This window comes from Nonomuraea sp. NPDC048881, assembly GCF_040649795.1.
Lineage (GTDB): Bacteria > Actinomycetota > Actinomycetes > Streptosporangiales > Streptosporangiaceae > Nonomuraea.
Genome location: NZ_JBEZGC010000002.1, coordinates 524278 through 547582, shown reverse-complemented (window position 1 = coordinate 547582; position 23305 = coordinate 524278). Strand labels below are relative to the sequence as shown.

Here is a 23305-nt window from a genome sequence, read left to right as displayed (position 1 = left end):
CGCGCGAGGCCCTTCCGCCGCGGGCGGGAGGGCCTCGCCGCGTTCAGGCGGACGCGCGGTCGGCGGTGACGACGGCGTCGAGCAGGCCAGGGAACGCCTGGTCGAACTCGGCCCTGCGCAGGGTGTTCAGGCGGGAGGTGCCGGCGTAGTGCTGCCGGATGAGGCCGGCCTCGCGCAGCACCCGGAAGTGGTGGGTGGCGGTGGACTTGCTCACCGAGATGTCGAACCCGCCGCAGCTGATGTCGCCGGCGGCGGTGGCGAGCTGGGTGACGATGCTGCGCCGGACCGGGTCGACGAGGGCTTCGAGAACCCGTTGCAGGGTGACTTCGCGCAGGTCGGGGTGGTCCGGGGTGCGGTCGGCGTCCATGGGTCCATAGTACGACATCCATCGAAGTTTGACGGCAGTCGTACTTCGGCGGTTGAATGGCGGCCTCTGACGCGGAAGGACGATGTGATGACCAGGACGGTGCTGTTCCACGAGCTCGGCGGGCCCGAGGTGCTGGAGCTGGCGGACGTGGCGGCCGGCGAGCCGGGGCCCGGCGAGGTGCGGATCCGGGTGGACGCGATCGGCCTCAACCGGGCCGAGGCGCTGTTCCGCAGCGGCCACTACATCGAGCCCGTACGGAGTTTCCCCGCCCGGCTGGGCACCGAGGCCGCCGGGGTGGTCGAGGCGGTGGGCGCGGGCGTCACCGGGTTGCGGGCCGGGCAGCCGGTGAGCACGGTGCCGGCGTTCTCGCAGAACGACTACGGCGTGTACGCCGGGCGGGCGGTCGTGCCGGCGGCTGCGGTGCTGCCCCGTCCGGAGGGGGTGGACCCCGTGGAGGGCGCGGCCGTGTGGATGCCGTACGTGACGGCCTACGGCGCGCTGGTGGAGGTGGGCGGGATGCGTCCCGGGGACACGGTGGTGCTGAACGCCGCCTCCAGCAGCGTGGGCCTGGCCGCCATCCGGGTCGCCGACCGCATGGGCGCCACGCCGATCGCGCTCACCCGCACCGCGGCCAAGAAGGAGGCCCTGCTGAAGGAGGGCGCGGCCGAGGTGATCGTCACCGGGGAGGAGGACGTGACCGAGCGGGTGCTGGCGGCCACGGGCGGGCGCGGCGCGGAGTTCGTCTTCGACGCCGTGGCCGGGCCGGGCGTGACGGACCTGGCCAGAGTGGTCGCCCCCGAGGGGCTGCTGCTGGTGTACGGCGCGCTGAGCGGCGAGCCGACGCCCTATCCGGGGATCGACCTCGGCATGCCGGCGCTGAACATGCGGACGTACACGATGCACGAGACGACGCGGGTGCCCGAGCGGCTGCGGCGGGCGGCGGCGTTCGTGGCGTCGGGGCTGCGCTCGGGGGCCTTCCGGGCGGTGGTGGACCGCACGTTCGACCTGGAGGAGATCGTGCGGGCCCACCGGCGCCTGGAGTCGAACGCGCAGTTCGGCAAGATCGTGGTGACGGTCCGGCACTGACCGTCCGGCCGCCCGCCGCGAGGGGCGGGACGGGCCGGACGGGCGGGCCGCTGGATCAGGACAGGCCGGGGGCCGGGAACTGGGCGGTCAGCTCGCTGACCTCGTGGTGGACGCGGGTGATGACGTCCTCGGCGTCGCCCTTGGCCAGGGCCGTGACGACCTCGTCCATCCAGGCGCCGATCTGCCGCATCTCGGCCTCGCCCATGCCGCGCGAGGTGACCGACGGGGTGCCGATGCGGATGCCCGACGGGTCGAACGGCTTGCGGGTGTCGAACGGCACCGCGTTGTAGTTGGTCTCCAGACCGGCCCGGTCGAGCGCCTGGGCGGCGGGCTTGCCGCCGATGCCCTTGGGCGTCAGGTCGAGCAGGATCAGGTGGTTGTCGGTGCCGCCGGAGACCAGGTCGAAGCCCCGGCTGGACAGCTCCTCGGCCAGCGCCTTGGCGTTGGCGACGACCTGGTGGGCGTAGTCGCGGAAGGACGGCTGGGCGGCCTCGTGCAGCGCGACGGCGATGGCGGCGGTGGTGTGGTTGTGGGGGCCGCCCTGGAGGCCGGGGAAGACGGCCTTGTTGAGCGCGGTGGCGTGCTCGTCGCTGGTGGCCATGAGCATGGCGCCGCGCGGGCCGCGCAGCGTCTTGTGGGTGGTCGTGGAGATCACGTCGGCGTGGCCCACCGGGGACGGGTGGGCGCCGCCCGCGACCAGGCCGGCGATGTGCGCGATGTCGGCCGCGAGCACGGCGCCGACCTCGCGGGCGATGGAGGCGAAGCCCTCGAAGTCGATCGTGCGCGGGATCGCGGTGCCGCCGCAGAAGATCAGCTTCGGCCGGTGCTCCAGGGCCAGCTCGCGGACCTCGTCGAGGTCGACGCGGCCGGTGTCGCGGCGCACGCCGTAACGGACCGGGTTGAACCACTTGCCGGTGGCCGAGACCGACCAGCCGTGGGTCAGGTGGCCGCCGAAGGGCAGGCCCATGCCGAGCACGGTGTCGCCGGGCTGCAGGAAGGCCAGGTAGACGGCCAGGTTGGCGGGCGAGCCCGAGTACGGCTGGACGTTGGCGTGGTTGACGCCGAACACGGCCTTGGCCCGCTCGATCGCCAGCGTCTCGATCTGGTCGATGACCTGCTGGCCCTCGTAGTAGCGCTTGCCCGCGTAGCCCTCGGAGTACTTGTTGGTCAGCACCGTGCCGGTCGCTTCGAGCACGGCCTTGGACACGTAGTTCTCGGACGCGATCAGCTTGACGGTGTCGGCCTGGCGGCGCTCCTCCGCCTTGATGAGCTCGGCGAGCTGCGGGTCGGCGCTAGCAAGAGAACTCATGACTCCCCTGTCATCATTGACAATTGGCGAAGACCCAGGCGCTCGGCCTCCGCTCCCGGTTGATTCGCTCCCTGGTGGTCGATCCCACCGAATGCGCCAGTCGCGTCGCCCTAGACGATAGCGGATGCGCAACCGGCCGCTCGTCCCGCTACTTGGTCCGGCTCACGCCCGGCCAGAGCCGGTCGACCTCGGCGTTGAGGATGGCTCCGATGAGCACGGCCAGGGCGGTGATGTACAGCCACAGCAGCAGCGCGATCGGGGCGGCCAGGGAGCCGTAGACCGACACCGGCGAGAACCAGGCCGCCAGCACCGCCCGCAGCACGGCGGCGCACACGATCCACAGGAACAGGGCCAGGATCGCGCCGGGCAGCTCCCGGTACCACTTGGTCCGCACCGGCACGCTGACGTGGTAGAGCACGGTGAGGAACAGCACCGAGCCGCTGATCACGACGGGCCAGTAGAGGATGTCGATGAGGATGCCGTACTCGCCGGGGAGGGCATCCTTGAGCAGGGTGGGGCCGATGACCAGGATCGGCATGACGATGATGCCGATGATCAGGCCGACGACGTAGAGGCCGAACGACATCAGCCGGGTGCGGATGATGCCGCGCTCCTCCCCCAACCCGTACGCGACCGAGATGAGGTCGACGTAGACGTAGAGCGCCCGCGAGCCCGACCACAGCGACAGCAGGAAGCCCAGCGAGATGATGGACACCTTGTTGGCGTCGTCCCTGAGCACGTCGGTGATGAGCGGGTTGATCACCTTCTTGACGGCGTCGTCGGTGAACAGCAGCCCGGCCTGCTCGATCACCCAGCTCTTGACCTCGGTGACGACGCCGCCGCCGAGCCAGGTGCCGAGCTTGCCCAGCACGCCGATCAGGCCCAGCACGAACGGCGGCAGCGACAGCAGCGCGAAGAACGCGGCCTCGCCGGCCAGGCCGGTGACCCGGTAGTTGACACCGGCGTTCGTGGCCGCGCGCACGATCGCCCACGACTTGGTGTCGAGCACCCAGTTCAGCCTGGCCCGGGCGTTCGAGGCGAGCCGCCTCCTGGACCGGGAAGGCGCATTGGTGGACGTCATGGCACCCAACGGTATTTCGCAGTGACTCTCCGGGACAGCTTACGTCCCGGCTCCTGCCCTAGTCGTTGTCCACGATGCGCGCGCCCAGCGGGAGGAGGGAGACGGGGATCAGCTTGAGGTTCGCGATGCCCATGGGGATGCCGATGATGGAGATGAACAGGGGGATCGAGGTGACCACGTGCCCGATCGCCAGCCAGATGCCCGCGACCACGCACCAGATGACGTTGCCGATGAGGGAGAAGACGCCGGCGTCTGGATCGCGCACGACCGTACGGCCGAACGGCCACAGAGCGTAGGCGGCGATCCTGAACGAGGCGATGCCGAACGGGATGGTGACGATGAGGATGCAGCAGATGATCCCGGCCACGGCGTAGCCGATCGCCAGCCAGATGCCGGCGAACACGAGCCAGATGACGTTCAGAATGGTCCGCATGCTCACAGCATGTCACCGGCCGTGCCGCCGACGTCATCCGGTACGACCCTGAACTTACCCTGACCTGGGCGGCCGCCCGCTCCCCGGCGGCCCAGCGAACGCCTGGGCGATCTCCATCCAGGCGCGGGCGGGCTCGCCGGCCGGCTCCAGGGCGGTGTCCGACAGGTGCACGCGCTGGGTGACGAGCAGGCAGAAGTCGAGCATCGGGCCGCGTACGGCGGCGGGCGCGTCCGCGGGGCCGGCGGTCCACAGGTCGCCGCCGGGGGTGGTGAGCTCGACGCGTACCGGCCCGGCGGGCTCGGGCAGGCCGCGGGCGGCGAAGCTGTAGGGCCGGGCGCGGACGCCGAGCAGGGCCACGTGCCGCAGCCGTTCGGTGGGCTCCCGGGCGACGCCGAGCGCGTCGGCCACGTCCTGGCCGTGGGCCCAGGTCTCCATCAGGCGCGCGGTGACGAAGGACGCCCCCGACATCGCCGGCCCGAACCACGGCACCCGCACGCGCGCGCCGAGCGTCGCGAACGCCTCCAGCGACCGGGCGCGGGACGCGCGGAACCAGGCGTGCAGCTCCCCCGGCGGCAGGCCGCGCGCGGCCTCGGCGAGCTCGTCAACCGAGCCGGCCCGCGCGGCCAGGGCACGGAAGCCGTCGGGGTCGGTGACCGACACCACGGCGGCGTCGTCGAACCAGGCCAGGTGGCTCACCTGGTCGCGCACCGCCCAGCCCGCGGCGGGCGTGGGCGTCTCCCAGTCGGCGGGGCGCAGCGGCGCCAGCAACGCCTCCAGGGAATCGCTCTCGGCCCGGAGGTCGGCCAGCAGTCCGGCCATGAGGTCCACGCGCGCCAGCCTAACCCGAACAACGTTCTGGGAGAATAATGCAGACGTGATCTGCGAGAGCTGCAAGGACAAGCGTCACGACGACTGCCGCGGCGGCTCCTGGTGCGACTGCCAGCACCAGAGCGAGGAGCGGCCGCAGGAGTCGCCGCTCGACTGGCCGCGCCAGGGTTAGGGGCCCGCGGAGTCCAGACTCTGGACCCCATCTTGGACATCCGGGATCTCCGGAGTATCTTCAAGGTATGCCAGCGGACCCCATGCTCGTCGGTCGACGCCACGTCGACCTTCAGCGTGTCCGCAGTGCCATCTGTTGCGACGCCCGCTAACTCATCTTCTTTACCGCAGAGCGCGTCGCACCCACCTGAACCCCTGCACTCGACGACGAGGCAGGAGGAACGCTGCGCGCGCCCACAAAACGAAGGACGCGCAATGAGCACCCCTGCCAGCCGGCATCACAAGCGCCCGCGCGGCGAGGGCCAATGGGCCCTCGGTTACCGGGAACCGCTGAACAAGAACGAAGAGAACAAGAAGAACGACGACGGGCTCAACGTCCGCCAGCGCATCATCGACGTCTACGCCAAGCGCGGCTTCGACTCGATCGACCCCGCCGACCTGCGCGGCCGGATGCGCTGGTACGGCCTCTACACCCAGCGCAAGCCCGGCATCGACGGCGGCAAGACCGCGATCCTGGAGCCGGAGGAGCTCGACGACCGCTACTTCATGCTCCGCGTGCGCATCGACGGCGGCCAGCTCGACCTGCGCCAGCTCCGCACGATCGCCGACATCGCCAACGAGTACGCGCGCGGCACGGCCGACCTCACCGACCGGCAGAACATCCAGCTCCACTGGATCGAGATCGAGTCGGTGCCCGACATCTGGGAGCGCCTGGAGGCCGTCGGCCTGTCCACCACCGAGGCGTGCGGCGACACCCCGCGGGTGATCCTGGGCTGCCCGCTGGCCGGCATCGACGCCGAGGAGGTGCTGGACGCCACCGACGACATCCAGTCGATCAACCGGCAGTTCATCGGCAACCCCGAGTACTCCAACCTGCCGCGCAAGTTCAAGAGCGCGCTGAGCGGCTGCCCGGCCCACTGCACGGTGCACGAGATCAACGACGTCGCCTTCGTCGGCGTCGTCAACGAGCACGGCGAGGCGGGCTACGACCTGTGGGTCGGCGGCGGCCTGTCCACCAACCCGATGCTGGCCAAGCGCCTCGGCGTCTTCGTCAGCCCCGACCGCGTCGACGACGTGTACGCGGGCGTGATCGGCATCTTCCGCGACTACGGCTACCGGCGGCTGCGGCACAGGGCCCGGCTGAAGTTCCTGGTCAACGACTGGGGCGTGGAGAAGTTCCGCGAGGTGCTGGAGACCGAGTACGTCAAGGAGAGCCTGCCCGACGGCCCGGCGCCCACCCTGCCGCGCGGCAGCCGCCGCGACCACGTGGGCGTCTACCCGCAGAAGGACGGCAACTTCTACGTGGGCTTCGCGCCCAAGGTGGGCCGTCTCGACGGCGACAAGCTCCACGTGATCGCCGACATCGCCGAGCGGCACGGCTCCGGCCGGGTGCGCACCACCGTCGAGCAGAAGATGGTCGTCCTCGACGTCGCGCCGGACCGGGTGGAGTCCATCGTGGCCGAGCTGGAGGCCAACGACCTGCAGGTCAACCCCTCCACGTTCCGCCGCCAGACGATGGCCTGCACCGGCATCGAGTACTGCAAGCTCGCCATCGTCGAGACCAAGGCCACCGCCGCGCACCTGATCGACGAGCTGGAGCGGCGGCTGCCCGACTTCGAGCAGCCGCTCACCATCAACGTCAACGGCTGCCCCAACTCCTGCGCCCGCATCCAGGTCGCCGACATCGGCCTGAAGGGCCAGCTCGTCGTGGACGAGAACGGCGACCAGGTCGAGGGCTACCAGATCCACCTGGGCGGCTCGCTCGGCGTGAACTCCGGCTTCGGCCGCAAGGTGCGCGGACTGAAGACCACCGCCAAGGCCCTGCCCGACTACGTCGAGCGCGTGGTGAGCAACTACGACGCCCAGAAGAAGGAGGGCGAGTCCTTCGCCGACTGGGTGCAGCGCGCGGACGAGGCGGACCTGAAATGACCACGCGAGCGGTCCCCTTCCACTGCCCGTACTGCGGTGACGAGGACCTGGAGCCCTACGAGGGGGACGGCGGCTGGTACTGCCGCGCCTGCGCCCGCGCCTTCAAGCTGAAGTTTCTCGGAATCGGAGTGAAGATATGACGCTCGTCGACATCGAGGTGGGTTTGCGAGATCAGCGTGGCACGCTCGACCTGCAGGACATCGTCGAGTCCGCCGCCACGTTCCTTGAGGGCGCCCCGGCCCGGGAGATCATCCGGTGGGCCGCGGCGACGTTCGGCGACCGGTTGTGCCTGACGTCCTCCATGAGCGACGCCTTGCTCATCGACCTGGTGAGCCGCGTCAAACCGGGCGTGGACGTGCTGTTCATCGACACCGGCTACCACTTCGCCGAGACGATCGGCACCCGGGACGCCGTGCGGCAGGTCTATGACGTCAACGTGATCGACATCAAGCCGTCCAGGACGGTCCAGGAGCAGGATCGCGACCTCGGGCCGCGCCTGTTCGGCCGCAACCCCGACCTGTGCTGCTACCTGCGCAAGGTCGAGCCGCTCAACCGGGCGCTGGAGCCGTACCTGGCGTGGATCTCCGGCATCCGCCGGGACGAGTCGTCCAGCCGTACGGACACCAAGGTCGTCGAGTGGGACGCCAAGCGCCAGATGGTGAAGGTCAACCCGATCGCCGCCTGGACGCAGGAGGACGTCGACAACTACATCGCCGACAACGGCGTGCTGATCAACCCCCTGCATTACGACAACTACCCCTCGATCGGCTGCGCGCCGTGCACGCGCCAGGTCGCCGAGGGCGAGGACCCGCGCAGCGGCCGCTGGGCGGGGCTGGGGAAGGTCGAATGCGGCATTCACCTGTGATCCCCGGCAGGGGCCGCGTCCCGTTGGCAGACGGGCCGGCCCCCGGGCGCGTGCCACTGGTGGCGGTCGCGCACGGGTCGCGCGACCCGCGTGCCGCCGCCACCGTGGCCGCGCTGCTGGACCGGGTGCGCCTGGCGCGTCCTGAGCTGCCGGTGCGGGTGGCCTACCTCGACCACTGCGCGCCCACGCTGGGTCAGGCGCTCGACGGGCTGAGCGAGGCCGTGGTGCTGCCGCTGCTGCTCACCGAGGCCTACCACAGCCGGGTCGATCTGCCCGCCGCGCTCAACGAGGCCCGCGCGCGCGATCCGCGCCTGCGGGTCCGCTACGGCACGACGCTCGGGCCGCACCCGCTGCTGCTGCCGGCGCTGGAGCGGCGTTTGGCGGAGGCGGGCGTGCCGGCCGGCGACCCGGAGACGGCGGTCGTGCTGGTCTCGGCCGGGTCGAGCGACGCCAGGGCCAACGAGGTGATCGCCGGCATGGCCCGCGCCTGGCGGCGCGCCGGCTGGTGGACGGTGACCGCGGCCTACGCCTCGGCCGCCGGGCCGACGCCCGGGGAGGCCGTCGCGCGGCTTCGGGCGGCGGGCGCGCCGCGGGTGGCCGTCGCCCCCTACCTGCTGGCTCCCGGCTTCTTCGCCGACCGAATCCGCCGGACCACCGCCCCGGCCGTCTGCGCCGACGTGCTCGGCCCGGCGCCCGAGCTGGTGGACGTGCTGCTGGAGCGGTACGAGTCGGCCCTGCGCGAGCGCCTGCCCGTGGCCGGCTGAGCCCTCAGCACCGAACTCTCAGCACCGGGCGCTCAGCACTGGGCCGTGATCGCGCCGGTCCTCGGATCGACGCTGACCACGTCGGGCCGGCACGCGCGGGTGCGGGCGTCCACCAGCGTCAGCCGCCAGTCGGCGGGGTAGGAGGCGGTCCAGGCCAGCAGCTCGTCGGCGCGCTCGGCGGTCATCGTGCCGGTGCCCGCGTCCGCGGCCTTCACCACGGCGGCGCTCAGCTCGTTCACGCCGTCGCGGGCCGTGGCGTCGCCGAACCAGCCGGGCGGCTGCCGGACCGTGGGCCCGCACGCGCCGGTGGCGACCAGGTCGCCGTTGAGCCAGACCAGCCCGTAGCCGCCCGACGGGCAGGTGAGGGCGAAGGACACCTTCCCGGCCTTCGACTCGAAGGTGAACGTCTCCCGCCTGCCGCCCTGGGTGTAGCCGTGGAAGAGCGGCGGCCGGGGCCGGGCGCGCGCCGGCGCGGGCTGGGCCAGGGCGCCGGCCCACACGTCCCCGGCGGCGGGGGTGGACACGGGAACGGGCCGGGCGTCCACGGTGAGCACCGTGACGGCCGTGACCGTCAGGGCCGCCGCCGCCACCGAGGCCGCCGCCCGGCCCCGGCGCCGCCGGATGCGGCGGGCGCGGGCGTCCACGTCGGCCAGCCGCACCCCGCCCGGGGGCGCGTCGGCGGTGTCGTGTTCGAGCAGGTCACGCAGGTCACGCAGGTCACGCAGTCGCTGTTCCGTCATCGTCAGCTCCCCGTCTCCGCCGCGGCCCTGGCCGCGGGGTCGAGCCGCAGCTTGGCCAGCGCGCGGCTGGCCTGGCTGCGTACGGTGGACACCGAACAGCCCACGATCTCGGCGATGGCCTCGTCGGGCAGGTCCTCGAAGTACCGCAGCACGACCACGGCCCGCTGCTTGGCCGGGAGCGCGGCCAGGGCGGCCCTGAGCGCGTCCCGGGTGCCGAGCCCGGCCGTGTCGTCCGCTTCCTGGGGGCGGTCCGGGAGCTCGCCCGTGGCCACCTCGCCCCGCCAGCGCCGCCGCCACCAGGAGGCGTGCGTGTTGGTCAGGATGCGGTAGACGTACGGGTCGGGGTTCGCGCCGACCCGCCGCCAGGCCAGCCAGGCTCTGGCCAGCGCGGTCTGCGTCAGGTCTTCGGCCGTGGCCCAGTCGCGGCACAGCAGGTACGCCGTCCTGAGCAGGCGGGCCGAGCGCTGCTCGACGTATCGCTCGAAGTCGGCACGATCCCGCATCGAGGGGTCCTCACTGTCCGGTGATGTTCACCGATCACTACGCCGAAGACCCCCGCCCGCGTTGCACGGCCTCAGTAACCCCCATGGTCGCGGCGGCGGTCGCGGCGCTCGCGCTCCAGGGCGCGGTGCTCGTCGCGGATCTGCCGGCCGACCTCGCGGGCGTCGTCGCGCATCTGGCGGCCGACCTCGCGCCAGTCGTCGCCGTGCAGCGCCCGCCAGTGCTCCCGCCAGGCGGCCAGGCCGCGCTTGACCGGCTGGGCGCGGGAGTCGCCGAGCACCTTGACGTCGCCCATCACGGCGTAGGCGCGCACCCGGATCACCGGCACGTTCATGCCGGGGGCCGCCTCCAGCACGTCGACCTTCTTGTCGCCCATCACGGCGACGCCGTCGAGGTCGACGTTCACGCCGTCGGGCACGATGATCTTGACGTCGCCCATCACGGACACCGCCGTGACGTCGACCACGTCCGTGCGCACCTCGGCCTCGCGCAGGTCGAGCAGCACGTCGCCCATGACGGCGACCGCGCCGAGCTCCTGCTCGATGCGCCAGGTGCCGCGCCGCTTGGTGTCGCCCATGATGCCGACGAACCAGCGCCGCTTGCCGCCCTCGCGGGCCGGGGCGGGCGTGGGCGCGGGCCCGCGGCCCACGGGCAGGTCCTGGGTGAGCAGGGCGAGCTCGGCGTGCGTGGTCGCGGTGTAGGCGGCCTCGGTACGGTCGGTCAGCTCGGCGAGCGTGAGCCGGCCCTCGACCGAGGCGACACGGAGCTGTTCCACGACGGCCTCGCGCTCGGCGTCCGACGCGCGCACCTCACCCGGATCTGTCATAGACGCAACATATCGCGTCTTGGGCCGGTTGGGGCTCCTCCCCTGGGAGGAACATCCGTACACCCTTGGATGGGTCCCGGGGCCCACGGACCGCCCGTCAGCGTGCTCCGGCGACCGCGGGCTGCGAAGACGCTAGGGTCCTGTCATGCATGAGGAACAGCTCTATCGCGCGGCGTTGAACGGCGAGACCGAGACCGTGGGCAAGCTGCTCACCGGCGGCGCCGACCCCAACAAGGCCAGCGAGGGCGAGGAGGCCGGGCTGCCGCTCTGCGCGGCCGCCGCCTGGGACCGCGTCGAGGTGGCCGAGGCGCTGCTGGCGGCCGGGGCCGACGTCAACGGCCGCGAGGCCGGCGGCTGGACGGCGCTGCTCTGGGCCGCCGCCAACGGCCACGCCGCGACCGCGGGCGTGCTGATCGAGGCGGGGGCCGAGGTCGACGCGGCCAACGACGACGGCGACACGCCGCTCACGCTGGCGGCCAGGCGCGGGGCACTGGGCGTGGTCCAGACGCTGCTGGAGGCGGGCGCCGACCACGAGAAGTTCGACGGCGACGGCGACAGCCCGCTCGACATCGCGGCCGACTGGGTGGGCGTGCACCTGGAGTCCGCGCTGCTCGACCAGATCGCCCAGGAGGGCTGGGAGTACGTCGTCGGCCGCCAGTACGCCAAGGACGGCACCGAGCTGGTCACCGTGGCCGGCCGCTCCCCCGACGGCTCGCAGACCGAGCAGGTGCAGGCCCAGCGGGGCCACGCCGCCGTGGCGACCGTCCTGGAGGACGCGGCGGGCGTCCACACGCCGGTCGACCAGCTCGTCGCCAGGGCCGTCGCCCACCGCGACGTCGACGAGGACGCCGAGACCTGGTGGATCGTGGCCGACTCGCTCGGCCGGCGGGCCGACGACGAGACCTACGAGGCCCTGTCCCGGCTGTGCGTGAGCGAGGACGCGCGCGAGCGGGAGTTCGGGGTCGACGCGATCGCCCAGTTCGGGTTCGCCGACGGCGAGAAGCCCTACCTCGACCGCACGCTGGCGCTGCTGCAGAAGATGGTGACCACCGAGGGCAACCCGCAGGTGCTGCGCTCGGTGCTGGCCGCGCTGGGGCACCAGGGCGACCCGCGCGCGCTGCCCGCCGTGCTCGACATCATCGGCCGGCCGGGCCACAAGCGCACGATGACGGACGCCATCGCGCTGGCCGACGTCCTGCCCGCCGACCACGAGGAGGGCCTGTCGCTGCTCATCGAGATGTCCCGGGACGAGGAGGCCGAGATCCGCGACTGGGCCACGGCCGGGCTGGCCGGGCTGTCGGCGGACACGCCCCGCATCCGGGAGGCGCTGGCCGACCGGCTGGCCGACGCCGACCTGCGCACGGTGGCCGAGGCGGCGCGGGGGCTCGCGGCGCGCGGCGACGAGCGGGCCGAGCAGGGCGTCAGGCGGGTGCTGGAGGAGAGCGACGACGACTACGCCAGAGACCTCGTCACGGGGATCGGCGGGGAGTGACCCTGTCGCCCCCGGCGGCCGCCCGCTGGGCGGGGCCGCCGGGGGCCGGGGTTCTGGCCCTGGAGCAGGGGCCGCCCGCCCACCCGGTCAGTCCGACAGGGCGGTGCGGAGCTGGTTCAGCACGGCGCGCAGGATGCGGGAGACGTGCATCTGCGAGATGCCGAACTCGGCGGCGATCTCCGACTGGGTCATGTTGCCGTAGAAGCGCATCAGCAGGATGTTGCGCTCGCGCGACGGCAGGGCGTCGATGAGCGGCTTGACGGAGTACTTGCCGAGCAGCGTGTCCAGCGACTCGTCCTGCGAGGGCAGGAAGTCGCCGAGGTCGGCGCCGTCGTTGTCGCCGCCTACGGGGGCGTCCAGCGACAGGGCGCTGTAGGCGGTGGAGGCGTCCAGGGTGAGCAGGACGTCCTCCTCGGTGATGTTCATGTGCGCGGCGAGCTCGGAGACGGTGGGCGAGTGGCCGAGCGTCTGGGTGAGGTCGGCCGTGGCCTTGTTGAGCTCCAGCCGGCGCTCCTGGTAGACGCGCGGCACCTTGACGGCCCAGGTGCGGTCGCGGAAGTGCCGCTTGACCTCGCCGACCATCGTGATCATGGCGTAGCCGCGGAACTCGTGGCCGAGCTCGGGGTCGAAGCCGTTGATCGCCTTCATCAGGCCGACGTAGGCGGCCTGGCGCAGGTCCTCCATCGGCTCGCGCTGGTGGCGGTAGCGACGGGTGACCTCGGTGACGAGGGAGTCGTACATGGTGACGACGCGCTCACGGATGCGGGCCTTGTGCTCGTCCGAGGCTTCCGGCCTGTTCATCTCAGCCAGAAGCTGTTCGGCGGTCATTTCGTCGAGTGCGATATCCAGGACGGCCATCTGAGTAGCTCCATATGCCCGAAGGCGGCCCCGTCCATGGAAAAAAGCCCAGGCAGAGGCACGCCACGTTTGAACGTGAGTTGAAGCCCTCTGCTGGACTTCGGATCAAAGGATTCCCTATGGATCCCGATTTATCACCCTATATTAGGTCACAGATCGATCACAGCTTACCAGCTCACGGTCCCGACAGGGCGGGAGCCGAGGTCAGGAGGTCGCGGGCCAGCGCGAGGTCGCCCGTCAGCTCGGCGGGGAAGGCGTCCGGCTCGCCCCTGCCGCCCAGCAGGAAGCAGAACGCGACCACGTCCGCCGTCAGGTGGGCGTCCGGCGTGCCGGGGGCGGTGTCGGCGACGCCGAGCGGGATGCGCCAGTCGCCGCCGCCCGCGCCGGTGAGGGTGAGGCGCAGGGTGCGGCCGGAGCCGTCCAGGCCGGACAGGAGCATCGTCCAGGGCAGCAGGCGGGCGCACAGGTCGGCCGTGGGGCGGATGTGCTCGGGCACCGGGTCGGGCAGGCGCACCCCGGCCGCCGTGGCGGCGTCGGCGGCGTGCACCCACGTCTCCAGGCTCCTGGCCAGGACGTGGTCGCGCACGACCGTCTCCATGCCGTCCACCGTGGCCGGGGTGGCCGGGTCGAGGCCGCCCAGGTGGCGGCAGAGGGCGTCGGCCTGGGCCCGCCAGTCGCGCCTGGTCTGCTCGGGGCTGCGGGCCCGCTCGTACGCCTGCACGTCCGCCGTGCGGCCGGCCGCGTCCCGGGCGGCCAGCGGCGGGCCGAGCACGGGCGCGCCGACGGAGGCGGCCAGCAGGCCGTCCTTGGCGGCCAGGTGGGCCACGAGCTCCTGGAGCGTCCAGCCCTCGACGATGACGCGCGCCCAGTCGTCGTCCGCGGCCGAGGCCAGCAGCGCGTCCATGGCGGCGACGCGGCCGGCGTACGGCAGCGCCCAGCCGGCGGTCGGCGCCGCGGGGCGGCGGCGGGCCCTGGCCCCGGCCAGGAGCTGCGGACGCAGGGAACGGACCGGCACCGCCGGGTCCTCCATCAACGTGTCCAGATACAGGCGCTCGACAGGATCCATCACGCTTCTTCCTCCGCCAGGGCGTCGGCCAGGCGCCGCAGCGCCAGCCGGATGCGCGACTTGGCCGTTCCCTCGGGCACGCCCAGCTCCTCGCTCACCTGCCGGTACGTCCGGCCGCCGAAGTAGGCCAGCTCCACCGGCCGGCGCAGCCCCTCGGGCAACGACGTCACCGCCTGCCGCACGCGCTCGGCCTCCTCGGCGGCCAGCACGGCCTCCTCCAGCCTGGCGGGCTCGCGTTCGAACAGCCGCGGCCCGAGCGCGGAGACGCGGCGGCGCTCCTCGGCGCGCACGTGGTCGACCGCGCGGCGGTGGGCGATCGTGGCCAGCCAGGCGCGCAGCGGGCCGCGTCCGGGGTCGTAGGCCAGCGGGCGCTCCCAGAACACCAGGAACACCTCCTGCGTGATGTCCTCGGCGATCACGCGGTCCCTGGTGACCCGTAAGGAGAGCCCGAAGATCAGTGCGGACAGCCGATCGTAGACCTCCCCCAGCGCCGACTCGTCGCCGCCGACCACCCGCTGGTGCAGCAGGCGGTCGTCGTACGGTGCCTCCACTGGCACCACACTCCCGTGGTCCGGACCGAGGCGGGCGGGTGCGCCGCGACCCGAGCATGTCACCATTCGCCGGAAATGTTGAGGCGGACGCCCCCCGCCACCCGCTCCGCGGCCCCGCGATAGTGTCGAACGGACGACGACCGGAGGGATCACCCGCCATGGCCACCACCCGCACCGCCACCACGCAATGGAAGGGCGCCCTGCTCGACGGCTCGGGCACCGTCTCGCTCGACAGCTCGGGCGTGGGCACGTTCGAGGTCTCCTGGCCCTCCAGGGCCGAGGCCGCGGGCGGCCGCACCTCCCCCGAGGAGCTCATCGCCGCCGCCCACTCCTCCTGCTTCTCCATGGCCCTGTCGCACGCCCTGGCCGGCGCCGGCACGCCGCCGGAGTCGCTGCGCACGAGCGCGGACGTGACGTTCCAGCCGGGCGAGGGCATCACGGGCATCGTGCTCACCGTGCAGGGGCACGTTCCGGGCATCTCGGCCGAGCAGTTCCAGGAGGCCGCCGCGACCGCCAAGGCGAACTGCCCGGTCAGCAAGGCGTTGGCGGGCACCACGATCACCCTGAAAGCCGAACTCCTCTAACAGGAACGCATTCGCGTGCGACAATTGGGTCACATGCGCGAGGTCTGGCCGGGCGAACCCTATCCACTCGGCGGCACCTGGGACGGCGTCGGCACCAGCTTTGCCGTGTTCTCCGAGGTCGCCGAGCGGGTCGAGCTGTGCCTTTTTCACGACGACGACAGCGAGGAGCGGGTGCCGCTCCCGGAGGTCGACGGCTTCGTCTGGCACGGCTACCTGCCGGGGATCCAGCCGGGCCAGCGGTACGGCTACCGCGTCCACGGGCCGTACGAGCCGTCGCAGGGGCGTCGCTGCGACCCCTCCAAGCTGCTGCTCGACCCCTACGCCAAGGCCATCGACGGCGAGCTGACCTGGAACGAGGCGCTGTTCCCCTACTACTTCACCGATCCGTCGGTGCGCAACAGGGAGGACAGCGCCCCGTACATGCCGAAGAACGTGGTGATCAACCCGTTCTTCGAATGGGGCAACGACCGGCCGCCGCGCATCCCGTACCACGAGACGGTGATCTACGAGGCGCACGTGCGGGGGCTGACCATGCGCCACCCGGGCGTGCCGGAGGACCTGCGCGGCACGTACGCCGGGGTCGGGCATCCGGCGATCATCGAGCACCTGCTGTCCATCGGGGTGACGGCGGTCGAGCTCATGCCGGTGCACCACTACGTGCCCGAGCACTTCCTGGTGGCCCGGGGGCTGACCAACTACTGGGGCTACAACACGATGGCCTACCTGGCCCCCCACGGCCGCTACTCCGGCTCCGGCACCCGCGGCCAGCAGGTGCTGGAGTTCAAGGCGATGGTGCGGGCGCTGCACGAGGCGGGCATCGAGGTCATCCTCGACGTGGTCTACAACCACACCGCCGAGGGCGACCACATGGGCCCCACGCTGGGCTTCCGGGGCATCGACAACGTCAACTACTACCGCCTGCACGACGGCGACCGGCGGTACTACCTCGACTACACCGGGTGCGGCAACTCGCTCAACGTGCGCTCGCCGCACGCGCTGCAGCTCATCATGGACTCGCTGCGCTACTGGGTGCTGGAGATGCACGTCGACGGCTTCCGCTTCGACCTGGCCTCGGCCCTGGCCAGGGAGCTGCACGACGTCGACCGGCTGAGCGCGTTCTTCGACCTCATCCAGCAGGACCCGGTGATCTCGCAGGTGAAGCTGATCGCCGAGCCCTGGGACGTCGGGCCGGGCGGCTACCAGGTCGGCAACTTCCCGCCGCTCTGGACGGAGTGGAACGGCAAGTACCGCGACATCGTGCGCGACTTCTGGCGGGGCACCAACTCCGCGCTCCCCGAGTTCGCCTCCCGCCTGACCGGCTCGGCCGACCTGTACGAGTCCTCCGGCCGCCGCCCGGTGGCCTCGATCAACTTCGTCACCTGCCACGACGGCTTCACCCTGACCGACCTGGTCTCCTACGATCACAAGCACAACGAGGCCAACGCCGAGGAGAACCGCGACGGCACCAACGACAACCGGTCCTGGAACTGCGGCGCCGAGGGCCCGGTGGAGGACCCGCACATCGTCGCCCTCCGCCGCCGCCAGCGCCGCAACTTCCTGACCACGCTGTTCCTGTCGCAGGGCGTGCCGATGCTCTCCCACGGCGACGAGATCGGCCGCACCCAGCGGGGCAACAACAACGCCTACTGCCAGGACAACGAGCTGGCCTGGATCGACTGGTCGATGCTGCACGCCGAGTCCGACCTGCTGGAGTTCGTCAAGACGCTGTCGAAGCTGCGCCGCGAGCACCCGGTCTTCCAGCGCCGCCGCTTCTTCCACGGCCGCCACCCCGACAACGGCAAGCGCGACCTGGTCTGGCTGACCCCGGGCGGCAAGGAGATGACGGCCGGCGACTGGCACACCGGCTACGCCAAGTCGCTGATGGTCTACCTCAACGGCGAGGCCATCACCGAGCCGGGCCCGCGCGGCGAGCGGATCGTGGACGACTCCTTCCTCCTGCTCATCAACGCCCACCACGAGAACCTGTCGTTCACGCTTCCGGGGCCGGAGTTCGGGGCCGAGTGGCTGCCGGTGCTCGACACCTGTCACGACGTGGTGGAGGAGGCGTTCGGCGACGAGCGGTGGCGGGCGGGCGACCTGGTGGCGGTGACCGGCCGGTCCTTCCAGGTCCTGCGGCTGCCCAGGGAACCGCAGACGCCCTAGCTCCATCGACCACCTGGCTGTATTGACCCGCCGGGCCGTCAGAAGACGCGGGCGATGCCGGCCGTGACGAGGAGCAGCGCGAACGTGGTCACCCCGGCCACGCCGTGCAGGACCACGGCGAGCACCGGGAAGCCGGTGGCCCGGCGCTGGTGGCGTCCGCCGCCGAGCCAGCGGGTGAACATCGTGAAGCCCAGCAGCGCGGCCACGGTGAGCCCGCAGAGGGCGAGCCAGGCCAGCGGGGCGCGGCCGGTCAGCAGGTAGGCCACCCAGCAGGCCAGCGACGCGGCCGCGAGCGCCGGATGGGACAGCAGCAGCGTCACCGGGAAGCGGGTGACCTTGGCCTCCTGGCGGCGCAGGCCGCCGGCCGAGAGCCAGCGGTAGAGCAGGTAGATCCCGATCAGTGCGGCGATCGTCCATGTGACGGCGGTGAGCAGGCCCATGTCCCCTCCCGGCGAGGCTCTGCCGCCACCGTATGCAGACTCCAGGCCTTTCGTCCTTCAGTTACTCAAAAGTGCTGTCAGCCGCAAAACCCCCGGGGACGGTTTGTCGGTGGGGTGTGCCAAGGTAGAGGAGTGCGGCGCATCTATCCCGACTTTCAAGACAATCCGGACATCCCGCAGGCTTACGCCTACCCCGAGGGGCGGCCCTGGCTGCGGCTCAACATGGTCTCCAGCGCCGACGGCGCGGCGTGGCTGCAGGGGCGCTCGGGCGGGCTGTCGAGCAGGGGCGACAAGCGCATCTTCGCCATCCTGCGCGGGTTGTCCGACGTGATCGTCGCGGGGGCGGCGACCGTCCGCACCGAGGGCTACGGCCCGGTCAAGCCGCGGGCCTCCTGGTCGTCGATCCGGGCCGGGCGTCCCGACGTGCCGCCGATCGCGGTGATCACCCGCAGCCTCGACCTCGACCTCGACGGCGAGCTGTTCACCGACGCGACCAACCCGACGATCGTGATCACCTGCGAGTCCGCGCCCGCCGAGCGCCGCAAGCTGGCCGGCCGGCGGTCCGACCTGATCATCGCCGGCGACGACGGCGTCGACATGCGGCTGGCCGTGCGTGAGCTGCACGAGCGCGGCCTGACCCGCGTCCTGTGCGAGGGCGGCCCGCGCATCAACGCGCAGCTGTCCGCCGACGACCTCATCGACGAGTTGTGCCTGTCGGTGAGTCCCATGCTGGTCGCGGGCGGCGCGGCCCGCATACTGAACGGCGTGGCCGCGCAGGTCCCGCTTGACCTCCGCCAGGTCCTGGAAGAGGAGGGGGTCCTCTTCTGCAGATACACGAGGGAGCAGAGCCCATGACCGAGCAGCCCGTCGAAGAGCCGGAGCCGGTGCCCAACCTCCCGGTCCGGCCGCCCGTGCCGCCGATGCTGGCCAAGCCGGTCAAGGCCATGCCCAAGCAGGACGGCACCCTGTTCTACGAGCCCAAGTGGGACGGCTTCCGCTGCATCGTGTTCAGGGACGGCGACGAGGTCTACCTCGGCAGCCGCAACGAGCGTCCGTTCACCCGCTACTTCCCCGAGCTGGTCGAGGCGGTCAAGGCCGAGCTGCCCGGCAAGGTGGTGATCGACGGCGAGATCGTGCTGCCCCGGGGGGCGCAGCTCGACTTCGACGCCCTCCAGCAGCGCATCCATCCAGCCGCCTCGCGGGTCAAGCTGCTCTCGGAGCAGACGCCGGCCCAGTTCATCGCCTTCGACCTGCTGGCCGTGGGCGACGAGTCGCTGATGGAGGAGCCGTTCGCCGAGCGGCGGCGGCGGCTGGAGGAGCTGTTCCCGCACCAGGGCGGGTCCGTCCGGCTGACGCCGGTCACCACCGCCGACGAGCAGGCGCGCGAATGGTTCGACGCCTTCGAGGGGGCGGGCCTCGACGGCATCATCGTCAAGCCGGGCGACCAGCCGTACGTGCCCGACAAGCGCACGATGTTCAAGGTCAAGCACGAGCGCACGGCCGACGTGGTGATCTGCGGCTACCGCGAGCACAAGACCGGGCCCATCGTCGGCTCGCTGCTGCTCGGCCTCTTCGGCGACGACGGCCGGCTGCATCACGTGGGCGTGGCGGCCTCGTTCCCCATGGCGCGTCGGGCCGAGCTGGTGGAGGAGCTCAAGCCGTACCTGGCGGAGCTGAGCGAGCACCCGTGGGGCCACTGGGCCGAACAGGCCACGGCCAACGCCGGGCAGCCGGCGGCGGGGCCCGCGACCGGCGGGCAGCGGGTGCCAGGCGCGGTGTCGCGGTGGAACGCCAAGAAGGACCTGTCGTTCATCCCGCTCCGGCCCGAGCTGGTGATCGAGGTGGCCTACGACCAGATGGAGGGCGACCGGTTCCGGCACACGGCGCACTTCCGGCGGTGGCGGCCCGACCGCACGCCCGAGTCGTGCACGTACGAGCAGCTGGAACGGCCGGTCAGCTACGACCTCGACGACATCCTCGCCCGTTAGGGGGCAAAGCGGTCTAGTCTCTCCCTTATGACCACCGGTGATGAGCTCAAGGCGGCCGTGTCCGCGCGGCGCGACCTCGGCCCCGACTTCGAGGACGCCCTGGTGGAGTCGTTCCTCGACAAGGTGGGCCAGGAGGTCGACCGGCGGGTCGACGAGCGCCTGGCCGGCACGGCCCCGCGCGCCAAGGCGCCCGCCAGGGGGTCCGACGGCCAGCGGCTGGCGCTGGCGATCGTCTCGCTCTCGCTGGGCACGCTGTCCACGGTGGCGCTCGCCTTCGCGGGAGGCGGACGGGCGATGGCGCTGATCCCGATCTGGGTCGGAATCATCATCGTGAACGTCGTCTTCAACGGCTCCCGCGAGAAGTAGCCCCCTCCGGGGGGCTTCCGGGTCAGGTCAGCCAGATGAGGCCGGCGAAGCGGCCGCTGGGCTGTTCGCGGCGGTGGGAGTAGAGCTCGGCGGACTCGATGGTGCAACGCGCGTCGTGCCGCACGTCGGCGACGCCCGCCGCCCTGAGCTGGGACTCGATCCCGGCCCGCAGGTCGAGCGCCGGGGTCCCCCACGACGTCGTCGACCACGTCGGCGGCACCTTCGAGGCCACCTGCCCGCGCAGGTCCTCGGGCACCTCGTAGCAGCGGCCGCAGGCGCCGGGGCCGATCAGCGCCACCATCCGGCCCGGCCGGGCGCCCTTGGCCGCCATGGCCTCGACCAGGGCGGTGGCCACGCCCGCCTCGGTGCCGGGACGTCCGGAGTGGGCGGCGCCGACCATGCGCGCCTCGGGGTCGGCCACCAGCACGGCCGGGCAGTCGGCGCCCAGCGAGGCCAGCGCCAGGCGCGGCTCGGTGGTGAACACGCCGTCGAGCGGCGGCGGGTCGTCGCCGAACGGCTCGCTCACGTAGGCGACGTCGGCGCTGTGGACCTGGCGCATGTAGACGACGGCGCGCACGCCCAGCTCGGCCGCCAGGCTCTCGCGGTTGGCCCGTACGGCCGCCGGGTCGTCGCCGACCATGCCGCCGAGGTTGCGTGAGCCGTACGGCGGGGCGCTGACCCCTCCGTGGCGGTCGGTGACGACGGCGTGCACTCCGGGGGCCAGCAGCATGCCCCGATCCTATCCGGGCTGCGGCGAGAAGCCGGGGCTGCCCGGGGAGTCGCCGGGCTGCGGCGAGGAGCCGGGCTGAGGGGAGGAGCCGGGGCCGCCTGGGGAGGAGCCGTGCAGGATGGCGCCGGGCGGGCGGCCGAGCTCCAGGTACATGTTCACCTCGTCGAAGCGCCATTCGCCCACCTCGACCACGTTCGGCAGCCGCCCCCACTCGCGGAACCCGAGGCTCTGGTACAGCGCGATCGCGCCGTGGTTGTTGCCGCGCGCCCGCAGCGTGAGCGTCTCGATGCCGGCGGCGCGGGCGTCGTCCGCGAGACCGGACACGACCACCCGGCCGAGCCCGAGCCCGCGTGCCTGCGGGTGGGCCATGACCTTGCCGATCTCGCCGGAGTGCCGGAAGACCGCCTCCTGGCCGCGCCGCCACAGGCCCATGGCCTGCACCGTGCCGTCGACCGTGGCGAGGGCGAGCCGCCCCTCGCCCTTCCTGGCCATCGCGAGCGTGGACTCCACCCAGGGGTCGGTCTCGTCCCTGGTGGGCGGCGCGAGGTAGCCGACCGCGCCGCCCAGCTCGACGACGGCGTGCAGCACGCGGTGGACGGCGGCGAGCAGGGGCTCGTCGGCGGTTTCCGGCCAGGTCAGGTCGATTTTCACGGAAGACCATTATGCCCCGATCCATCCGGGACTGGCCCGCATATGGCAAGCAAGCATATGCTTGGGCGCGTGCCTGATTACCGCAATCTCATCGGCGGCGAGCTGGTCCCCGCGGACCGGACGATGGACACCGTCAACCCCGCCACGGGCGAGGCGTGGGCCCGGATCCCGGCCAGTGGCGCGCCCGAGGCCGAGGCCGCCGTGGCGGCGGCGCGGGCGGCCTTCCCCGCCTGGTCGGCCATGCCCGCCCTGGGCCGGGCGCACTTCCTGCGCAAGGTGTCGGAGGTGTTCACCCGGCACGCCGAGGAACTGGCCCGGCTGGAGACCCGCGACAACGGCCGCATCCTGCGCGACACGCTCAAGAAGGACCTGCCGGGCATGGCGTACCTGTGGCAGCTGGCCGCCGGGCAGTGCCTGGAGGCGGTCAAGGGCGACACCGTCCTGCTCGGGCCCGACACGCTCGGGCTGACACGGCGCGAGCCGTACGGGGTGGCGGTCTGCATCATCCCCTGGAACTCCCCCATTTCCACCTTCTCCGCCAAGGCGGCCTACGCCCTTGCCGCCGGGAACACGGTGATCGTCAAGCCCGCCGAGCAGGCCGGCGCGTCGGTGCTGCGGCTGGGCGAGCTGCTGGCCGAGGTGTTCCCGCCGGGCGTGCTGAACATCGTCAGCGGGCTCGGCGAGGAGGTCGGCGACGCGCTCGTCCGGCACCGGGACGTCGGCAAGATCAGCCTCACCGGCTCCACGGCCACCGGCCAGGCCATCACCCGGGCCTCGGCGGACGCGCTGAAGCCGCTGACGTTCGAGCTGGGCGGCAAGTCGCCCAACATCGTCTTCCCGGACGCCGACCTGGATGCCGCCGCGCAGGGCGTCACCGTGAACTCCGTCTACACCGGCAACGCCGGGCAGGTGTGCGTGGCCGGCTCGCGCATCCTCGTCCACCGGTCGATCTGGGACGACCTGCTCGGGCGGATCAGGCACATCTGCGCCGGCCTGGTCCTGGACGACCCTCTCGACCTGGCCACGACCATGGGCCCGATCGTGTCGGCCGGGCAGTTCGAGCGGGTGCGCTCGTACCTGGAGACGGCCGAGAAGGAGGGGGCCGAGCTGGTCTTCGGCGGGCGGTCGGGGGCCGAGGTGGTGCCCGGCCTGCCGGGAGGCTACTGGGTGGCGCCCACGCTCTACACGACCGAGGACAACGGCCTGCGCATCTGCCAGGAGGAGATCTTCGGGCCGGTGGCGGTGGCCATCCCGTTCGAGAGCGACGAGCAGGCGCTGGAGATCGCCAACGACTCGCCGTACGGGCTGGCGGCCGGGGTGTGGACGCGGGATCTCGGACGGGCGCACCGGTTCGTGCGGGATCTGCAGAGCGGCACCGTGTGGGTGAACACCTACCGCCAGATGCCTCCGGGCCTGCCGTTCGGCGGCGTGAAGGACAGCGGGTACGGCCACGATTCCGTCGTGGAGTACACCCGGGAAAAGGCGGCCATCATCCAGATTTAGTTAGATAGATTCC

28 protein-coding genes are annotated in these 23305 nt (G+C 72.1%); 14 read left to right on the top strand and 14 right to left on the bottom strand.

What is annotated here, in order from left to right:
• Positions 1 to 43 precede the first annotated feature (43 nt).
• Positions 44 to 367 carry a helix-turn-helix domain-containing protein gene (locus tag AB0C33_RS08105; protein ID WP_358284828.1) on the bottom strand — a complete coding sequence of 108 codons (324 nt, stop codon included), beginning with the start codon at positions 365 to 367 and terminating at the stop codon, positions 44 to 46.
• Positions 368 to 454: 87 nt separating this feature from the next.
• Between AB0C33_RS08105 and AB0C33_RS08100 the strand changes: the two genes are divergently transcribed.
• Positions 455 to 1453: a zinc-dependent alcohol dehydrogenase family protein gene (locus AB0C33_RS08100; RefSeq protein WP_358284826.1), complete on the top strand. Its 999-nt coding sequence runs from the start codon at positions 455 to 457 to the stop codon at positions 1451 to 1453.
• 55 nt (positions 1454 to 1508) lie between these two features.
• Here the strand turns inward: AB0C33_RS08100 and glyA are convergent, their stop codons facing one another.
• From glyA to AB0C33_RS08080, 4 genes are all read right to left on the bottom strand, one after another.
• Positions 1509 to 2762, bottom strand: a complete 1254-nt coding sequence (glyA, locus tag AB0C33_RS08095; RefSeq protein WP_352328178.1) for a serine hydroxymethyltransferase — start codon at positions 2760 to 2762, stop codon at positions 1509 to 1511.
• 148 nt (positions 2763 to 2910) lie between these two features.
• Positions 2911 to 3843: a YihY/virulence factor BrkB family protein gene (locus AB0C33_RS08090; RefSeq protein ID WP_358284824.1), complete on the bottom strand. Its 933-nt coding sequence runs from the start codon at positions 3841 to 3843 to the stop codon at positions 2911 to 2913.
• A 58-nt stretch (positions 3844 to 3901) separates the two neighbouring features.
• Positions 3902 to 4276, bottom strand: a complete 375-nt coding sequence (locus AB0C33_RS08085) for a YccF domain-containing protein (protein ID WP_352363810.1) — start codon at positions 4274 to 4276, stop codon at positions 3902 to 3904.
• 54 nt (positions 4277 to 4330) lie between these two features.
• The gene (locus AB0C33_RS08080) at positions 4331 to 5095 is read right to left on the bottom strand and encodes a TIGR03084 family metal-binding protein (protein WP_358285967.1); all 765 of its coding nucleotides are present in this window, start codon (positions 5093 to 5095) and stop codon (positions 4331 to 4333) included.
• Positions 5096 to 5150: 55 nt separating this feature from the next.
• Here AB0C33_RS08080 and AB0C33_RS08075 point away from each other — a divergent pair, with 55 nt between their 5' ends.
• The 6 genes from AB0C33_RS08075 (at position 5151) to AB0C33_RS08050 (ending at position 8833) form a co-directional block, all read left to right on the top strand.
• Positions 5151 to 5276 (top strand): hypothetical protein, encoded by a 126-nt coding sequence (locus tag AB0C33_RS08075; protein ID WP_352328175.1) that lies wholly within the window; start codon positions 5151 to 5153, stop codon positions 5274 to 5276.
• Between the two features lie 67 nt (positions 5277 to 5343).
• Positions 5344 to 5427: a putative leader peptide gene (locus AB0C33_RS08070; RefSeq protein ID WP_311132608.1), complete on the top strand. Its 84-nt coding sequence runs from the start codon at positions 5344 to 5346 to the stop codon at positions 5425 to 5427.
• A gap of 103 nt (positions 5428 to 5530) precedes the next feature.
• A complete protein-coding gene (locus tag AB0C33_RS08065; RefSeq protein ID WP_358284822.1) occupies positions 5531 to 7204 on the top strand; it encodes a nitrite/sulfite reductase in 1674 nt (557 codons plus the stop codon).
• Entirely contained in the window at positions 7201 to 7344 is a 144-nt protein-coding gene (locus AB0C33_RS08060; RefSeq protein WP_103955276.1) for an Insertion element protein, read from the top strand. The genes AB0C33_RS08065 and AB0C33_RS08060 overlap by 4 nt, the downstream gene beginning before the upstream one ends.
• Positions 7341 to 8069 carry a phosphoadenylyl-sulfate reductase gene (locus tag AB0C33_RS08055; RefSeq protein WP_358284820.1) on the top strand — a complete coding sequence of 243 codons (729 nt, stop codon included), beginning with the start codon at positions 7341 to 7343 and terminating at the stop codon, positions 8067 to 8069. The genes AB0C33_RS08060 and AB0C33_RS08055 overlap by 4 nt, the downstream gene beginning before the upstream one ends.
• 59 nt (positions 8070 to 8128) lie before the next feature.
• Positions 8129 to 8833, top strand: a complete 705-nt coding sequence (locus tag AB0C33_RS08050; RefSeq protein WP_358284818.1) for a sirohydrochlorin chelatase — start codon at positions 8129 to 8131, stop codon at positions 8831 to 8833.
• A 32-nt stretch (positions 8834 to 8865) separates the two neighbouring features.
• Here the strand turns inward: AB0C33_RS08050 and AB0C33_RS08045 are convergent, their stop codons facing one another.
• From AB0C33_RS08045 to AB0C33_RS08035, 3 genes are all read right to left on the bottom strand, one after another.
• Positions 8866 to 9573 carry a hypothetical protein gene (locus AB0C33_RS08045; protein WP_358284815.1) on the bottom strand — a complete coding sequence of 236 codons (708 nt, stop codon included), beginning with the start codon at positions 9571 to 9573 and terminating at the stop codon, positions 8866 to 8868.
• A 2-nt stretch (positions 9574 to 9575) separates the two neighbouring features.
• A complete protein-coding gene (locus tag AB0C33_RS08040; RefSeq protein WP_352363802.1) occupies positions 9576 to 10076 on the bottom strand; it encodes a SigE family RNA polymerase sigma factor in 501 nt (166 codons plus the stop codon).
• A 71-nt stretch (positions 10077 to 10147) separates the two neighbouring features.
• On the bottom strand, positions 10148 to 10900 hold the full coding sequence (locus AB0C33_RS08035; protein WP_358284813.1) for a DUF1707 domain-containing protein: 753 nt from the start codon (positions 10898 to 10900) through the stop codon (positions 10148 to 10150).
• A 145-nt stretch (positions 10901 to 11045) separates the two neighbouring features.
• Between AB0C33_RS08035 and AB0C33_RS08030 the strand changes: the two genes are divergently transcribed.
• On the top strand, positions 11046 to 12392 hold the full coding sequence (locus AB0C33_RS08030; protein ID WP_358284811.1) for an ankyrin repeat domain-containing protein: 1347 nt from the start codon (positions 11046 to 11048) through the stop codon (positions 12390 to 12392).
• Between the two features lie 87 nt (positions 12393 to 12479).
• Here AB0C33_RS08030 and AB0C33_RS08025 read toward each other — a convergent pair whose 3' ends face one another.
• The 3 genes from AB0C33_RS08025 to AB0C33_RS08015 all read right to left on the bottom strand — a co-directional run bounded on the left by AB0C33_RS08025 (position 12480) and on the right by AB0C33_RS08015 (position 14867).
• Positions 12480 to 13250, bottom strand: a complete 771-nt coding sequence (locus AB0C33_RS08025; protein ID WP_358284809.1) for a SigB/SigF/SigG family RNA polymerase sigma factor — start codon at positions 13248 to 13250, stop codon at positions 12480 to 12482.
• A gap of 175 nt (positions 13251 to 13425) precedes the next feature.
• Entirely contained in the window at positions 13426 to 14316 is an 891-nt protein-coding gene (locus tag AB0C33_RS08020; RefSeq protein ID WP_358284807.1) for a maleylpyruvate isomerase family mycothiol-dependent enzyme, read from the bottom strand.
• Positions 14316 to 14867: a sigma-70 family RNA polymerase sigma factor gene (locus tag AB0C33_RS08015; protein ID WP_358284805.1), complete on the bottom strand. Its 552-nt coding sequence runs from the start codon at positions 14865 to 14867 to the stop codon at positions 14316 to 14318. The genes AB0C33_RS08020 and AB0C33_RS08015 overlap by 1 nt, the downstream gene beginning before the upstream one ends.
• A gap of 158 nt (positions 14868 to 15025) precedes the next feature.
• Between AB0C33_RS08015 and AB0C33_RS08010 the strand changes: the two genes are divergently transcribed.
• Positions 15026 to 15451 (top strand): OsmC family protein, encoded by a 426-nt coding sequence (locus AB0C33_RS08010; RefSeq protein ID WP_358284802.1) that lies wholly within the window; start codon positions 15026 to 15028, stop codon positions 15449 to 15451.
• 33 nt (positions 15452 to 15484) lie between these two features.
• The gene (glgX, locus tag AB0C33_RS08005) at positions 15485 to 17614 is read left to right on the top strand and encodes a glycogen debranching protein GlgX (RefSeq protein ID WP_358284800.1); all 2130 of its coding nucleotides are present in this window, start codon (positions 15485 to 15487) and stop codon (positions 17612 to 17614) included.
• A gap of 38 nt (positions 17615 to 17652) precedes the next feature.
• On the opposite strand, the gene AB0C33_RS08000 is transcribed toward glgX, so the two are convergent.
• On the bottom strand, positions 17653 to 18054 hold the full coding sequence (locus AB0C33_RS08000) for a hypothetical protein (protein WP_358284798.1): 402 nt from the start codon (positions 18052 to 18054) through the stop codon (positions 17653 to 17655).
• Between the two features lie 132 nt (positions 18055 to 18186).
• Here AB0C33_RS08000 and AB0C33_RS07995 point away from each other — a divergent pair, with 132 nt between their 5' ends.
• The 3 genes from AB0C33_RS07995 to AB0C33_RS07985 are packed head-to-tail and all read left to right on the top strand — an operon-like array spanning position 18187 to position 20408.
• Positions 18187 to 18909, top strand: a complete 723-nt coding sequence (locus tag AB0C33_RS07995) for a pyrimidine reductase family protein (RefSeq protein ID WP_358284796.1) — start codon at positions 18187 to 18189, stop codon at positions 18907 to 18909.
• On the top strand, positions 18906 to 20042 hold the full coding sequence (locus AB0C33_RS07990; protein ID WP_358284794.1) for an ATP-dependent DNA ligase: 1137 nt from the start codon (positions 18906 to 18908) through the stop codon (positions 20040 to 20042). The genes AB0C33_RS07995 and AB0C33_RS07990 overlap by 4 nt, the downstream gene beginning before the upstream one ends.
• 27 nt (positions 20043 to 20069) lie before the next feature.
• A complete protein-coding gene (locus AB0C33_RS07985; protein WP_357964915.1) occupies positions 20070 to 20408 on the top strand; it encodes a hypothetical protein in 339 nt (112 codons plus the stop codon).
• Between the two features lie 22 nt (positions 20409 to 20430).
• Here the strand turns inward: AB0C33_RS07985 and pgeF are convergent, their stop codons facing one another.
• Both pgeF and AB0C33_RS07975 read right to left on the bottom strand, forming a co-directional pair.
• The gene (gene pgeF, locus AB0C33_RS07980) at positions 20431 to 21138 is read right to left on the bottom strand and encodes a peptidoglycan editing factor PgeF (RefSeq protein WP_358284792.1); all 708 of its coding nucleotides are present in this window, start codon (positions 21136 to 21138) and stop codon (positions 20431 to 20433) included.
• Positions 21139 to 21147: 9 nt separating this feature from the next.
• Complete coding sequence (locus AB0C33_RS07975; RefSeq protein WP_358284790.1) at positions 21148 to 21789, bottom strand: GNAT family N-acetyltransferase; 642 nt, start codon at positions 21787 to 21789, stop codon at positions 21148 to 21150.
• A gap of 69 nt (positions 21790 to 21858) precedes the next feature.
• Between AB0C33_RS07975 and AB0C33_RS07970 the strand changes: the two genes are divergently transcribed.
• The gene (locus AB0C33_RS07970) at positions 21859 to 23292 is read left to right on the top strand and encodes an aldehyde dehydrogenase family protein (protein WP_358284788.1); all 1434 of its coding nucleotides are present in this window, start codon (positions 21859 to 21861) and stop codon (positions 23290 to 23292) included.
• Positions 23293 to 23305 lie beyond the last annotated feature (13 nt).